This window comes from Streptomyces sp. NBC_00316 (assembly GCF_036158715.1).
Lineage (GTDB): Bacteria > Actinomycetota > Actinomycetes > Streptomycetales > Streptomycetaceae > Streptomyces.
In genome coordinates this window covers 3,582,944-3,596,920 of sequence record NZ_CP108023.1, presented here as the reverse complement: position 1 = coordinate 3,596,920, position 13,977 = coordinate 3,582,944, and the positions used below count along the sequence as shown (strand labels likewise).

General features: G+C 71.2%; 14 protein-coding genes. 6 read left to right on the top strand and 8 right to left on the bottom strand.

The window, feature by feature from the left end:
- Positions 1–15: 15 nt before the first annotated feature.
- Together msrA and OG878_RS15820 are read right to left on the bottom strand one after the other, a co-directional pair.
- Positions 16–681: a peptide-methionine (S)-S-oxide reductase MsrA gene (msrA, locus tag OG878_RS15825; RefSeq protein ID WP_328887404.1), complete on the bottom strand. Its 666-nt coding sequence runs from the start codon at positions 679–681 to the stop codon at positions 16–18.
- 143 nt (positions 682–824) lie between these two features.
- Entirely contained in the window at positions 825–1,928 is a 1,104-nt protein-coding gene (locus OG878_RS15820; protein ID WP_328887403.1) for a hypothetical protein, read from the bottom strand.
- Between the two features lie 67 nt (positions 1,929–1,995).
- Here OG878_RS15820 and OG878_RS15815 point away from each other — a divergent pair, with 67 nt between their 5' ends.
- Positions 1,996–3,141, top strand: a complete 1,146-nt coding sequence (locus OG878_RS15815) for a cystathionine gamma-synthase (protein ID WP_328887402.1) — start codon at positions 1,996–1,998, stop codon at positions 3,139–3,141.
- A gap of 217 nt (positions 3,142–3,358) precedes the next feature.
- On the opposite strand, the gene OG878_RS15810 is transcribed toward OG878_RS15815, so the two are convergent.
- The 3 genes from OG878_RS15810 to OG878_RS15800 all read right to left on the bottom strand — a co-directional run bounded on the left by OG878_RS15810 (position 3,359) and on the right by OG878_RS15800 (position 4,705).
- Positions 3,359–3,610 (bottom strand): hypothetical protein, encoded by a 252-nt coding sequence (locus OG878_RS15810; protein WP_328887401.1) that lies wholly within the window; start codon positions 3,608–3,610, stop codon positions 3,359–3,361.
- Positions 3,607–4,101 carry a sigma factor-like helix-turn-helix DNA-binding protein gene (locus OG878_RS15805; RefSeq protein WP_328887400.1) on the bottom strand — a complete coding sequence of 165 codons (495 nt, stop codon included), beginning with the start codon at positions 4,099–4,101 and terminating at the stop codon, positions 3,607–3,609. The genes OG878_RS15810 and OG878_RS15805 overlap by 4 nt, the downstream gene beginning before the upstream one ends.
- A 76-nt stretch (positions 4,102–4,177) precedes the next feature.
- On the bottom strand, positions 4,178–4,705 hold the full coding sequence (locus OG878_RS15800) for a MarR family winged helix-turn-helix transcriptional regulator (protein ID WP_328887399.1): 528 nt from the start codon (positions 4,703–4,705) through the stop codon (positions 4,178–4,180).
- 156 nt (positions 4,706–4,861) lie between these two features.
- Between OG878_RS15800 and ilvA the strand changes: the two genes are divergently transcribed.
- The 3 genes from ilvA (at position 4,862) to OG878_RS15785 (ending at position 8,063) form a co-directional block, all read left to right on the top strand.
- Positions 4,862–6,091: a threonine ammonia-lyase gene (gene ilvA, locus OG878_RS15795; protein WP_328887398.1), complete on the top strand. Its 1,230-nt coding sequence runs from the start codon at positions 4,862–4,864 to the stop codon at positions 6,089–6,091.
- Positions 6,092–6,189: 98 nt separating this feature from the next.
- A complete protein-coding gene (locus OG878_RS15790; RefSeq protein ID WP_328887397.1) occupies positions 6,190–7,215 on the top strand; it encodes an ATP-binding cassette domain-containing protein in 1,026 nt (341 codons plus the stop codon).
- Positions 7,212–8,063, top strand: a complete 852-nt coding sequence (locus OG878_RS15785) for an ABC transporter permease (RefSeq protein WP_328887396.1) — start codon at positions 7,212–7,214, stop codon at positions 8,061–8,063. The genes OG878_RS15790 and OG878_RS15785 overlap by 4 nt, the downstream gene beginning before the upstream one ends.
- Before the next feature lie 64 nt (positions 8,064–8,127).
- On the opposite strand, the gene greA is transcribed toward OG878_RS15785, so the two are convergent.
- Complete coding sequence (gene greA, locus OG878_RS15780; RefSeq protein ID WP_328887395.1) at positions 8,128–8,625, bottom strand: transcription elongation factor GreA; 498 nt, start codon at positions 8,623–8,625, stop codon at positions 8,128–8,130.
- 203 nt (positions 8,626–8,828) lie between these two features.
- On the bottom strand, positions 8,829–9,242 hold the full coding sequence (locus OG878_RS15775) for a DUF4307 domain-containing protein (protein WP_328887394.1): 414 nt from the start codon (positions 9,240–9,242) through the stop codon (positions 8,829–8,831).
- A gap of 153 nt (positions 9,243–9,395) precedes the next feature.
- Between OG878_RS15775 and mca the strand changes: the two genes are divergently transcribed.
- Entirely contained in the window at positions 9,396–10,277 is an 882-nt protein-coding gene (mca, locus tag OG878_RS15770) for a mycothiol conjugate amidase Mca (protein WP_328887393.1), read from the top strand.
- A gap of 1 nt (position 10,278) precedes the next feature.
- Positions 10,279–10,518: a hypothetical protein gene (locus OG878_RS15765; protein WP_328887392.1), complete on the top strand. Its 240-nt coding sequence runs from the start codon at positions 10,279–10,281 to the stop codon at positions 10,516–10,518.
- Positions 10,519–10,583: 65 nt separating this feature from the next.
- Here OG878_RS15765 and OG878_RS15760 read toward each other — a convergent pair whose 3' ends face one another.
- Positions 10,584–13,841, bottom strand: a complete 3,258-nt coding sequence (locus OG878_RS15760) for a tetratricopeptide repeat protein (protein ID WP_328887391.1) — start codon at positions 13,839–13,841, stop codon at positions 10,584–10,586.
- Positions 13,842–13,977: the final 136 nt, after the last annotated feature.

Below are 13,977 nucleotides of genomic sequence, written 5' to 3'. Positions count from 1 at the left end.
TGCGGGGGAGAGGCTTCAGCCATCTGCCCCGGCGACACCGATCGGGCAGGACACGCCCGTCCCGCCGATCCCGCAGTAGCCCGCCGGGTTCTTGTCGAGGTACTGCTGGTGGTACGCCTCCGCGGGCCAGAACGTGCGGCCCTGCGCCGGGAGGATCGCCGTGGTGATCCCGCCGTACCCGGAGCCCGTGAGGACCTTCTGGTACGCCTCGCGCGACGCGGTCACCACCGCCTCCTGCTCGGGGGAGTGGGTGTAGAGCGCCGAGCGGTACTGCGTACCGACGTCATTGCCCTGGCGGAAACCCTGCGTCGGGTCGTGGGACTCCCAGAAGACCTTCAGCAGTTCGGCGTACGTGACGGCCTTCGGGTCGAAGACCACGCGGACCGCTTCCGCGTGGCCGGTCAGGCCCGAGCAGACCTCTTCGTACACCGGGTTCTCGGTGTATCCGCCCTGGTAGCCGACGAGCGTCGTCCAGACGCCGTCCGTCTGCCAGAACTTTCGCTCGGCGCCCCAGAAACAGCCCATCGCGAAGTCCGCGACCTCCAGCCCGTCGGGGTAGGGCCCGAGCAGCGGGTTGCCGAGAACCGTGTGGCGCGAGGGGACGGAGAATTCGGGGGCCGGGCGACCGCGCAGGGCCTCCTCGGGAGTGGGGAGCTGCGGAGTGCGGTGCTGCAGGAACATACGGGGGCTCCTCCGGGGATCGGTGTGCAGCCATCACAAGCAGCCATCACAACGCGTCGAGGACGCCGGGGATTCCGGCGTCCTCGAGGTGCGCGGGACCCGGCCCCCGCGCACGGCAACCGTCCGGAGCGGGCGCCGGGCGGCTACCGCGGCAGCGTTGCCGGGCTGCCGCCGTTCGCCTCGTACCCGGCGACCGCGAGTGCGCGGTACACCGCGTACTCGGCGGCCGGGTCCGGGTTCTGCGTCCACGGCAGTGCGCCCACGTGCCCGTCGATGTGGACGAGTTGGTTCATCGCCTCCGACCAGCGCTCCATCCGCACCAGGAACAGCACCAGCAGGTGCCGGACATGGGCGAGCATCGGGTCGTCGGGGCGCGCCGCGTGCACCGCGAAGAGCGCGCCCTCGACCGCCTTCGTCACCACCAGGCCCTGGTAGAAGCCCTGGACGAGATTGACCTCGGGCAGATGCTCGTACACCGCGAACAGCGGCAGCGCGGCCAGCAGCGAACCCTGCGGTGCGCGGGCGGCAGCCGACGTGGCGAAGCGGTCGGCCTCCTCGCGGGAACCGTGCCACTTCTCGCACCAGAAGTGCAGCGCCGCGATGTGCGCCCCCATGTGTGCCGGGGCACGGTCGATGATCTTCAGCCAGAGCTGGTCGAACTCCTTGTGGGAGTAGCCGAGTCCGCGGGCGACGGCCAGTTCGACGATGTACGGGACCGGGTCGCCGGGCGCCTGCAGAGCAGCCTCACCGCAGACCGTACGGGCCTCCTCGAGGATGATCCGGAAGTCGTCCGTCCCCGCGGTGGACGACCGCCACGCCTGCTGGACCAGGAACTCGGCGTGGACGGCCGCACCGCCTGCGTCCTTCGGCGCTTCGGCCCGCCACGACCGCAGCCACGCCCCGCCGACCCCGGGGGCCTGCATCAGCTCGAGGGAGGCGGCACCGGCGAACGCCTGCACCCGCTGCCACCGCACCTCGCCCTCCTTCGGCGTACCGGCGAGCAACTGCGAGGCCGCACGCCAGTCCTGGGTGCGCTGCACGACATCGAGGACGTCGAGGAGGTCCTGGTCGGGCCCCGGCATCCGGATGTCCAGTTCCTCCTGGCGCACGAAGCCGTAGGTGTCCGGGTCGGCGGCGTCCGGGGAACCGGGTGCGACCTGGTGGATGCCGGACCGGCGGCGCAGCACGAAGGGGCCGATGACCGCGGCGACCATGCACAGCGCGATCAGGAACCAGAGAATCTCCATACGCCCATTGTCACCGGACCGCGCAGTGGCCGTGGATCGCCCCTGTGACGAACTACGCTCTGGCTCCATGAGCGACCAGCACAGCTTCGAGACTCTCGCGATCCACGCGGGCAACACGGCCGACCCCCTCACCGGCGCCGTGGTTCCGCCCATCTATCAGGTGTCCACGTACAAGCAGGACGGCGTCGGCGGGCTCCGCGGCGGCTACGAGTACAGCCGCAGTGCCAACCCGACGCGTACCGCGCTGGAGGAGAACCTGGCGGCCATCGAGGGCGGCCGCCGCGGTCTCGCCTTCGCGTCAGGGCTCGCGGCGGAGGACTGCCTGCTGCGTACGCTGCTGTACCCCGGTGCCCATGTCGTCATCCCGAACGACGCCTACGGCGGCACCTTCCGGCTGTTCGCCAAGGTGGTCAAGCGCTGGGGCGTCGACTTCTCCGTCGCGGACACCTCCGACCCGGCGGCGGTCCGGGCCGCGGTCAACGACCGTACGAAGGTCATCTGGGTCGAGACCCCGTCCAACCCGCTGCTCGGCATCACGGACATCGCGGCCGTCGCGGACGTCGCCCGCACCGCGGGTGCCCGGCTGGTCGTCGACAACACCTTCGCCAGCCCCTACCTCCAGCAGCCGATCGCGCTCGGCGCGGACGTCGTCGTGCACTCCCTGACCAAGTACATGGGCGGTCACTCGGACGTCGTCGGCGGTGCGCTGATCGCCGCGGACGCGGAGCTCGGCGAGGAACTGGCCTACCACCAGAACGCGATGGGCGCTGTCGCCGGACCGTTCGACTCCTGGTTGGTGCTGCGCGGCATCAAGACGCTGCCGGTGCGGATGGACCGGCACAGCGAGAACGCCGCCAAGGTCGCCGAGCTGCTGCTCCGGCACCCCAAGGTGACCCAGGTCCTCTACCCCGGGCTGCCGGAGCACCCGGGGCACGAGGTCGCCGCGAAGCAGATGAGGGCGTTCGGCGGCATGGTGTCGTTCCGTGTCGAGGGCGGCGAGGAGGCGGCGGTCGAGGTCTGCAACCGGGCGAAGCTGTTCACGCTCGGCGAGTCCCTCGGCGGCGTCGAGTCCCTTCTGGAGCACCCGGGCCGCATGACGCACGCCTCGGTGGCGGGCTCGGCGCTGGAGGTGCCGGCCGACCTGGTCCGGCTGTCGGTCGGCATCGAGTCGGCGGACGATCTGCTGGCGGACCTGACGCAGGCGCTCGGCTAGGGCCGGCCTCTCGTCTGGATCATGCTGGGCACCAGCCCCCGCTCCCTGATCCAGCCTGACCCGAACGAAAGACCCGAGAGCCCGTCCGTCCCGGGCGGTGGTGATCCCCGAAGCGCCGGGCGGGCCCCGAGCCGGTCTGCCCGGCGCTTCGCCGGGCGGGCCCGTGCGGTCAGGCGCTGACCTCCGCACGACGCCCCACTTCAGGGCCGATACGGGCCTACCAGCCTTCCAGGGGCGGCGTCGTATCGGTCGGCGGTACCTGCCACGGCTGGGCGACCACCGCCCACACCACGAACGCGGCCACCGCCACGAACAGCACCGTCAGCGCCAGCGTCCGCGCCGCCCGCCGGCGGCGCAGCAGGCGACTGCCGCGCACCGCCGCCTGCTCCGCGAGACCGGCGGGCAGCTGCGGATGCGGCCCGTCCAGCATCCGCCGGACCTGATCCTCCCTGCGGACGGGACGCGTCATGGCGCCGTCCGCAGCAGCCGCAGGGTCCGGCGGCGCGCAGTGGGCCTGCGGCTGCCGGTCATGGTGGCCACCGACCGGTTGCAGAGCGCCCGGACCCGGTCGACCGGCAGCCCCAGCAGCGCGGCGGTCTGCTCCTCGGCGACACCCTCGTACAGCCGCAGCACCAGGACCAGCCGCTCCTGCGGGGTCAGCGGGTCCAGCAGACCGCCGCGCGGCCGATGGTGGCGCCATGTCTGCCGGGCGAACCGGGCGGCCAGCTCCTGCCGGGTGCGGTCGTACGGATCCTCGCCGTGCAACCGGTCCCAGCCCGCGTACGTACGGGCCAGCGCGGCGGTCAGCAGACGCAGCGCCCGGTCGTTGCCCCCGGGCGGCTGCGAGGGTTCGGCGGTGAGCAGCGTGGCAGTGTGCAGCAGTCGGCCCGCCGCGCCCGCCACGAAGGCCTCGAACTCCTGGGCGCGGCGCCTCTGAAGGCCTGCTTGCCGCTCTCGCACACCCACATCGGAGCGCTGCCGACGGCCCCTGGTCAAGGGGCCGGACCGGGCGAATGCGCCCCGGGCGCCGCGGCTCTCAGCCGTCCGTCGGCTGCTGATGCGTCTGGCGTGCGGCCAGCGCCTCGTTGAACCGCGTCAGCAGGTCACAGAACGTGTCCCGCTCCTCGGCCGTCCACTCCTGCGTCACCTGCGACATCAGCTCGCGCCGCGACGCCCGCACCTCGTTGAGCCGGGCATGCCCGCGCGGCGACAGCTGGAGCACGACCGCCCGGCCGTCCTCCGGGTGCGACGTGCGCTTGACCAGACCGGTGTCGACGAGCGGTGCGACCTGACGGGTCACGGTAGAGGAGTCGATCCCCATGCCCGCGGCCAGCGCCTTGACGCCCATCGGGCCTTCCCGGTCCAGCCGGTTGAGCAGCAGATACGCGGCCCGGTCCATGGAATTGCGGACCTGGCCGACACCACCGAGCCGGGTCTGCTCGGCACGACGGGCGAACACCGCCACCTGGTGCTGCAGCACATCGAGGAGGTGGTCGGGGCCCGAGGATTCGGGGGCGGCGCCCCCGGAAGGAGACGCAGCAGTCGTCATGTCCTGAGGGGGCATGGCCAGGGGCTCTCTTCGTGCAGTGTCGGATGGGTGGGGGACAGAGTACGCGGCCCCGGGGCAACGCGTACCAGTGCCGCACAAACCTGTGGACAACGGTGCGGGACGACAACGGGGCGCCGACCCGCACCGCGTCCAGCTGCGAGACTTGCAGTCATGAACTTCCGTACGTCACACCTCTTTCCCCCCGTGATCCTCGACGACGTCCGGGGCGCGCAGAAGATGCTCGACGGTGTGGCCCGGGTGACCGCGATGGAAGGCAGCCGCCATCTGTCCGAGCTGGTCGGCGCACCGGTCCACTTCAAGTGCGAGAACCTGCAGCGGACCGGCTCGTTCAAGCTGCGCGGCGCGTACGTACGGATCGCCGGCCTGTCCCCGGTCGAACGCGCGGCCGGGGTCGTCGCGGCCAGCGCCGGGAACCATGCGCAGGGTGTGGCACTCGCATCTGCACTGCTCGGCGTACGCGCAACGGTCTTCATGCCGGTCGGGGCACCGCTGCCGAAGGTCGCGGCGACCCGCGAATACGGTGCGCAGGTCCGGCTGCACGGCCATGTCGTCGACGAGACGCTCGCCGCCGCGGAGGAGTACGCGCAGAAGACCGGCGCGGTGTTCATCCACCCCTTCGACCACCCGGACATCATCGCGGGTCAGGGCACCGTGGGCCTGGAGATCCTCGAGCAGTGCCCCGAGGTCCGCACGATCGTCGTCGGGATCGGCGGCGGCGGCCTTGCCGCGGGCATCGCCGTGGCGGTCAAGGCGATCCGGCCCGACGTACGGATCGTCGGCGTCCAGGCGGCGGGCGCCGCCTGCTACCCGCCCTCCCTGGCGGCCGGCCGGCCCGTCGCGATCGACGGGCTGCAGACCATGGCGGACGGCATCAAGGTGGGGCGCCCCGGCGACGTGCCGTTCGGGCTCGTCCAGGAGCTGGTCGACGAGGTCCGTACGGTCACCGAGGCCGAGCTGTCCAGCGCCCTGCTGCTCTGCCTGGAGCGGGCGAAGCTCGTGGTGGAACCGGCCGGGGCGAGTCCGGTGGCGGCGCTGCTCAGCGACCCGGGATCGTTCCGAGGGCCGGTGGTCGCCCTGCTGTCGGGCGGCAATGTGGACCCGCTGCTGATGCAGCGCATCCTGACCCACGGCATGGCGTCGGCGGGCCGTTACCTGAGCCTGCGGGTACGGCTCACGGACCGCCCCGGGGCACTGGCCACGCTGCTCGCCGCACTGTCGGTCGCCGACGCCAACGTCCTGGACATCGGCCATGTGCGGACCGATCCGCGGCTCGGGCTCACCGAGGTCGAGGTGGAGCTGCATCTGGAGACCAAGGGGCCGGTCCACTGCGACGAGGTCACCGTGGCGCTGCGGCAGGCGGGGTACGAGGTGACGGCCTGACACACGGGCCCCTCGGTGTGTGCGTTCACCGGGCGGTGAGAGGCGCAGAATCCTAGGATCTGTGAGGGAAGTCACCCGAACGCTCTGGGGGAATCCGTATGCCAGGCGCCATCCATGCCGAAGGCCTGGTCAAGACCTTCGGCGACGTACGAGCACTCGGCGGTGTAGATCTCGATGTGCCGGAAGGCACGGTCCTGGGCCTCCTCGGCCCCAACGGCGCCGGCAAGACGACCGCCGTACGTGTCCTGACGACGCTGCTCCGGCCGGACAGCGGCAGGGCGGTCGTGGCGGGCATCGACGTACTGAAGCGACCCGACGACGTCCGCCGCTCGATCGGGCTCTCCGGCCAGTTCGCCGCGGTCGACGAGTACCTGACCGGCCGCGAGAACCTGCAGATGGTCGGCCAGCTCTACCAGATGAGCCGGCGCGACGCGAAGGCCCGGGCGGGACAGCTGCTGGAGCGGTTCAACCTCGCCGACGCGGCCGACCGGCCGGCGAAGACGTACTCCGGAGGGATGCGCCGCCGTCTCGACCTGGCGGCGGCGCTCGTCGTCTCCCCGCCGGTGATGTTCATGGACGAGCCGACGACCGGCCTCGACCCGCGCAACCGGCAGCAGCTGTGGGAGGTCATCGAGGAACTCGTCGCGGGCGGCACGACACTCCTGCTGACCACCCAGTACCTGGAGGAGGCCGACCGCCTGGCGCACGACATCTGCGTCATCGACCACGGCCTCGTCATCGCCCGCGGCACCTCCGACCAGCTCAAGGCCCAGACCGGCGGCGAGCGCGTCGAGGTCGTCGTCCACCAGGCCGACCAGATCGATCCGGCCCGGGCCGTCCTCGCCCACCTGGGCAAGGGCGAGGTCACCCTCACCCAGCACACCCGCAAACTGACCGTCCCGGTCTCCGGCGGCGCCAAACTGCTCGCCGAGATCATCCGCGATCTCGACACCCGAGGGGTCGAGATCGACGACATCGGCCTGCGCCGCCCCACCCTCGACGACGTGTTCCTCTCGCTCACCGGCCATGTGGCCGAGCTGACGGAGACCGACGACAGCGGAACCGTCCCCCGCGGACGCGGGGCGCAGACCGGCCGGGACGCCGGACAGGAGGCCGCGAAGTGACTGCTACGACGGACACCCTGCACCTCGCGGCCCCCCGCCCGGGAGGTTCCCTGGGCCGCTCGGTCCGCGACTCCCTCGTCGTCGCCCGGCGCAACCTGATCCGGATGACCCGGATCCCCGAGATGGTCATCTTCGGGCTGATCCAGCCGATCATGTTCGTGGTGCTGTTCAGCTACGTCTTCGGCGGCTCGATGATGATCGGCGGTTCCACCAGTCCCGCCGACTACCGCAACTTCCTGATGGCGGGCATCTTCGCGCAGACCGTGACCTTCGCCACCGCCGGCGCCGGTGCCGGCATCGCGGACGACATGCACAAGGGCCTCATCGACCGGTTCCGCTCGCTGCCCATGGCGCGCGGCGCGGTGCTCACCGGCCGGACGCTCGCCGATCTCGTCCAGACGACGCTCACCCTGGTCGTCCTCGCGGTCGTCGCCCTGCTGGTCGGCTGGCGCACCGAGGAGAACGCCGGCAAGGTGCTCGGCGGCTTCGCGCTGCTGCTCCTGCTGGGTTACGCCTTCTCCTGGATCGGGGCGCTGATCGGTCTCTCGGTCCGCACCCCCGAGGCGGCCACCTCGGGCGGCCTCATCTGGCTCTTCCCGGTCACCTTCATCTCGAACGCCTTCGTGCCCACCGAGAACATGGCGGGCTGGCTGCAGCCGATCGCCGAGTGGAACCCGTTCAGCGCGACCGTGCAGGCCTGCCGCGAGCTCTTCGGGAACCCGGGCGTCTCCCCCTCCGACGCGTGGCCGATGCAGCACCCCGTCTGGGCCTCGCTGATCTGGTCCGTGCTGATCATCGCGGTCTTCCGGACGCTGGCGGTCCGCAAGTACCGCTCGGCGGCCGTCTGAGGGCAGCGAAGAGCCCCGGCCGTCCCGCGGCCGGGGCTCCTTCGTGTGCTGCAGGTGTGGCGGGTCAGCCCGTGTAGGGCTTCGCGTCGAGGATCTTCACCGAGGCCCTCTTGCCGTTCGGCAGCTCGTACTCCGCGTCCTCGCCCGTCTTCTTGCCGTTCACGCCGGAGCCGAGCGGGGACTGCGGCGAGTAGGTCTCGATGTCCGCGCTCGCATACTCGCGGGAGGCGAGCAGGAACGTCAGGGTGTCGTCGGGGTCGCCGTCGAACGCGATGGTGACGAGCATGCCGGGCCCGACCACACCGTCGTCGGCGGGGGCCTCGCCGACCTTCGCGTGCTCCAGGAGCTGGGTGAGCTGACGCACGCGCAGCTCCATCTTGCCCTGCTCCTCCTTGGCCGCGTGGTACCCGCCGTTCTCCCGGAGGTCACCCTCCTCACGGGCCGCCGCGATCTTGACGGCGATCTCCGTGCGCGCGGGACCAGACAGGTACTCCAGCTCGGCCTTGAGCTGGTTGTACGCCTCCTGCGTGAGCCAGGTGACGTTTTCGCTGGTCTGGGTCACAGGTGCTCCTAGTCGGTACTGGAAATTCAAACGTCGGTACTGGGAATACAAAGCATCGCCCTACCCAGAAGCATGTGCCTCCACGGGTGGGCGAAACCACGAGCCTAACAATTCCCCGGTAAAAGGGGGAGAAGGAAAACCGCTATGACCGTGTCAATGCAGGTCAGGGCCAATAAGTGCAGGTCGGCGGCGGTGCGGGGCGGTCAGCGCGACCCGCCGTCGTCGGTACAGCCCAGCAGTTCGACGCTGGTCGCCCGAGACGTCGTACGCAACGAGACGATCCGGTCGATCCGGTCGCTGCGGTCGTCGAAGCGGATGTCCTTGCGGGCCACGTCGTCACCGTCCACGCGCTGCGAGCGGAGCGTGCAGTAACCCTTCGCATCCCGGTCCTTGCGGACCTCCAGATGGATGTCGACGCGGTCGTCCGAGACGATCTTGAACTTGATCACCTCGGCGCTGATGGCCTGGCCCGCCACGTAGTCGTAACCGATCCAGCCGACCACGCCGAGCAGGACGACGCCCAGCGCCGAGCCGATGATCCGGAGCCTGCGGTCCGCGCGCTCGTCCGCGGAGCGCCCGTAGCGGCCCTCCGGAAGTGCTTCACGCACCGCAGTCATGATCGTTCCTTCCACACCGGGGACCGAGGAATTTTCCACCCCCAGGTTCGGTCACTATAGAAGCCTGCCACCCGGTGCCCGTCCGCCACCCCGCACGGACGTCCTCACGGGGAGGGCACCACTCAACGGCGACCAATCACTGAGGATCGAGTCTTGACTGAGCAGCTTCGACTGATGGCCGTGCACGCCCACCCCGACGACGAGTCGAGCAAGGGCGCGGCCACCATGGCCAAGTATGTGTCCGAGGGGGTGGACGTGCTGGTCGTGACCTGCACGGGCGGAGAGCGCGGCTCCATCCTCAACCCGAAACTCCAGGGCGACGCGTACATCGAGGAGCACATCCACGAGGTACGCAAGAAGGAGATGGACGAGGCCCGGGAGATCCTGGGTGTCAAGCAGGAGTGGCTCGGCTTCGTCGACTCCGGGCTCCCCGAGGGCGACCCGCTGCCGCCGCTGCCCGAGGGCTGCTTCGCACTGGAGGACGACGAGGCGGCCGCGGGCCGGCTCGTCCGCAGCATCCGCGCCTTCCGTCCGCACGTCATCACCACGTACGACGAGAACGGCGGATACCCGCACCCCGACCACATCATGACCCACACGATCTCGATGATCGCGTTCGACGGCGCCACGGACACCGAGAAGTTCCCCGAGGCGGAATTCGGCCCGGCCTGGCAGCCGCAGAAGCTCTACTACAACCAGGGCTTCAACCGCCCGCGCACCGTGGCGCTGCACGAGGCGCTGCTAGCCCGTGGCCTGGAATCGCCCTACGGCGACTGGCTGGCACGCTGGAAGGAGTTCGAGCGCGTCGAGCGCACGCTGACCACGCACATCCCGTGCGCGGAGTTCTTCGAGATCCGGGACAAGGCGCTCATCGCGCACGCCACCCAGATCGACCCGGACGGCGGCTGGTTCCGCGTTCCGATGGACGTCCAGCGCGAGGTCTGGCCGACCGAGGAGTACGAACTGGCGAAGTCTCTCGTCGATACGTCCCTCCCCGAGAGCGACCTCTTCGCGGGCATCCGCGACAATGCCTGATATGTACGCGACCCAGGCACTGACCCACGTCGTTCCTCTCGCCGAGGAATTCGACCAGAACAAGGTGACACCCGGCGTCCTCGGCTTCCTCGTCTTCGCGGCGCTCGCGGTGGGCGTGTGGCTGCTGATGAAGTCCATGAACCGCCACATGGGCAGGGTGAACTTCGAAGAGGCACCGGATCCCGACGCGGCGTCGGCCGGGGCCGACGTGTCCGGGGCGGGGGCCGGGGCCGCGAAGTAGCGGCCTCCGGCGCAGCCTGTCGCACCTCGCGGGACGGCCCGAACGGCCCGGCCCGCGAGGTGCCACTACGACCTTGCTTCCACCGCCACGCCCATGATTTCCCGGGTGCGGCGCGTGGGGGTCAGGCCGAGCCGCCACGCCTGCCAGCCGTCCTCCAGGTCGATCCCCCGGTTCAGCACCACCGCGAACGCCTCCGCACAGTCCTCCAGCTTGCCGTCACGGGTCGGATGACCGGCCCCGAGCAGATCGGCGATCTCCTGCTGGGCCACCACCGTGCCCACCTCCGTACCGCCCGCCGACGCATACGGCAGCAGCGTGCAGCGCAGGAAACGGGCCCAGTCGGCGCCCCGGAAGTCGCCGTACGAACCGAACAGCCCCACCGCCTCGTCGCACAGCGCCAGCGCCTGCGGCGCACGGTTGTTGCCCGCGTCGATCAGAGCCAGCTCCAGACACGTCCACGCCTCGCCGTGCGGGACACCGATACGCCGGAAATCGGCCCGCGCATCGACCAGAAGCTGCCGGGCGAAACCGGAATTGCGCAGGTTGCCGGTCTGCGCGGCCCGCTGGTCACGCGTGACCCGGCCCGAGTGATGCCGGGCACACGCCAGCCCGTACACGTCCCGCATCCGCGAGAACATCGTGCGCGCCCGCTCCAGCTCCCGCACCGCCCGATCGGTGTCGCCGGCCTCCTCCAGCGCCTGACCCAGGTAGTACAGCGTCCACGCCTCGCCACGTGCGTCCTCGTTGTCGCGGTGCCGGGACAACGCTCCCCGCAACCCGTCGACCGCCGCACCCGCATCGCCGTCGAGCAGCCGCGCACGGGCCAGCTGGGTCATCGCCCACGCCTCGCCGCGCTCGTCACGGGTACGGCCGTACAGATCCAGGGCCGTACGCAGCGCCTCCTCGGCCCGGTCCACCTCGCCCATCCGCAGCAGCACCTGACCCAGCTGGAACTGCGCCCACGCCTCGCCGTGCAGCGACTCACCCTCCCGGTGCAGGGCCAGCGCCGTGTCCAGAAGGGCCAGCGCCTCGGCGAGACGCGCACGGTCGCGCTCGACGGCGGCCAGCGCATGCAGCGACCACGCCCGGTCCTCGGCCTGCTCGTCCGAGGCCTGCAGCTCGATCGCCTCACGCAGCCGCGCCGACGCCTCGGTCAGATTGCCCTGGTGATGCAACGTGATGCCCAGCGAACAGAGCGCCAGCGCCGTACCCGCCTCGTTCTGCGCCTCGCGGTACAACCCGACGACCGAGGACAGCGTGGTGCGGGCCTTGTCCAGCTCACCGAGCTGCCGGGCCGCGATGCCGGTACGCCACTGGACCGACCGCTCCAGCAGCCCCTTGTCGACGGCCTGCGTCAACTCGCTTATCTCGCCCAGCCGGTAGAGGTCGCCGCGCAGCAGACAGTAGTCGCACAGCGCACCCAGCAGATCCAGGACCGCACCCTGGTCGACACCCTCCGCATGCCGCAGCGCAGACGTGATGAAACTCGACTCGTCGTCCAGCCAGTGCAGCGCCGCGTCCAGCGAAGCGAAACCGTGCGAGCCGAACTGCCCGGCCCGGGTGGACATCTTGCCGTCCACCATCCGGATCACCGCACCCGCCAGCTCCGCATAGTTGTGGATCAGCCGCTCCTGCGCCGCCGTACGCTCCGTCGCCCCCTCCTCGTCCAGCAACCGGGCCAGAGCGAAGCCCCTCACAAGATCGTGCAGCCGGTAGCGCGAGCCCCGCACATGATCCAGGAGCCCCGCCCGGCACAGCGCCGTCAGCAGCCCCTGCGCCTCCTGCTCGTCCGCGGACAGCAACGCCGCGGCCGCCGCCGCACCCAGGCTGGCGCGCCCGGCCAGCGCGAGCCGCCGCAGCAGCCGCCGCGCCTGCTCGGACTGGTCGGTGTAGCGCAGCCACAGAGCCCGCTCGACCGGGGCGACCGGACCGTACGCACCGAGATCGGTGGCCAGCTCACTGCGGGTCCGCACCCCGAGCGAGGAGCCCGCCGTCCGCAACGCCAACGGCAGACCACCGCACAGCTCGGTGACGATGTCGGTCGACTGCGCGTCGTACGGCCCCTGCTCCGGCTCCGCAGCCGCCGCGCGCAGCAGCTCCTCGGCGCCCGCCGCGTCCAGCGGCCCCACCGGCAGCTGATGCACCCAGGCGGCAAGGTCGGCAGGCAGCTCCAGGGGCGCACGCGCGGTGACGAGCACCAGGCTGTCGGAGCGCTCCGGGACCAGCATGCGGACCTGCTCCGGGTCGCCCGCGTCGTCGAGGACGACCGTCACCGGCGTACCCGTCAGATGCTGGTGGTACAGCTCGCCCAGCCGCCGCACCTGCTGATCGGCGGAGGAACCACCCCGGACTCCCGTCTCCGCCCGAGCAGGGGAGGCCCCGTCCCGGAACAGCAGCTGCTCGCGGGGCGCACCCAGCCGGTTCAGCAGATGCAGCAGCGCGTCACGCGTCGGCAGCGGATTCTCGCCGGAGACGTCCGAGCGCAGATCCACCACGCACGCGCCCCGGAACTGATCCTTCAACTCGTGCGCCGCCCGCACGGCGAGCGTGGTGCGGCCCGAGCCGGGCACCCCGTGCAGCACGACGACGGTCGGCTTCGTCTCCGTCGACGCCCGGGCCGCATGCACCCACCGGGCGATCTGCGCCAGCTCGGCCCGACGCCCCGCGAACGGCCCGTCGGCGGCAGGCAGATGACCGAAGGACTGACCGAGCAACGACCGGGTGCGCGCCGCCGCACTGCGGTCCCCGCCGCGCAGCTGCGGCACGACGGCGGTCGTCCTCTTCTTCGGCTTGCGGGACGACGCGGTCAGCATCCGCTGCTGGTCCAGGAACGGGCGGATGCCCCGCACCTCCAGCGCCGCCAGCCACTGCAGCCGCAACTGCTCGGGACCACCGGGCTGCCCCAGCGCGCCCGCCTGCCGGTGGGCGGCGGGCCAGTGCGAGGCGGTCACCTTGGCGACCGTGGCCGCGGCGCCCGCGACGGCGACGGTGGCGCCCGCACCGATCGCGAGGCCGGCCGCCGTGCCGAGCGCGACATCCGCACCGAACGCGGCGACCGCGGCAACGCCTGTGACCAGCAGCGGAGTTCCCATCGTCGCCCTGCTGAACCGCTGCGACAGCGGCTTCTGCCCGACCTCCATCGCGTCGAGCGCCTGGACGTACGCGGCGTACTCCTCGCCTGCACCGGCCGCCAGCGAGTCGAGCGCGGCCCGGCCCCGCGACATCAGCGTCCCGAGATCGGCCCGGCCGCCCGATCGGCGTACCTCTTCCTCCACGGCGCGTACCAACAGCCGTTCGGCTTCGGCCCGGTGGCTGTCCCGCATGTCCGTCCCCCTCCGAGAGCATCGGTTCGGGACAAGTGTCCTGCGTGGGACGGCTGAGCGCGAGAGAGCGCGGTTGTCCACCGGGCCGGGCCCGGGTGAGAGTCGTGGCCCCGGCCCGTGGCGTGCGGCGGCGGCT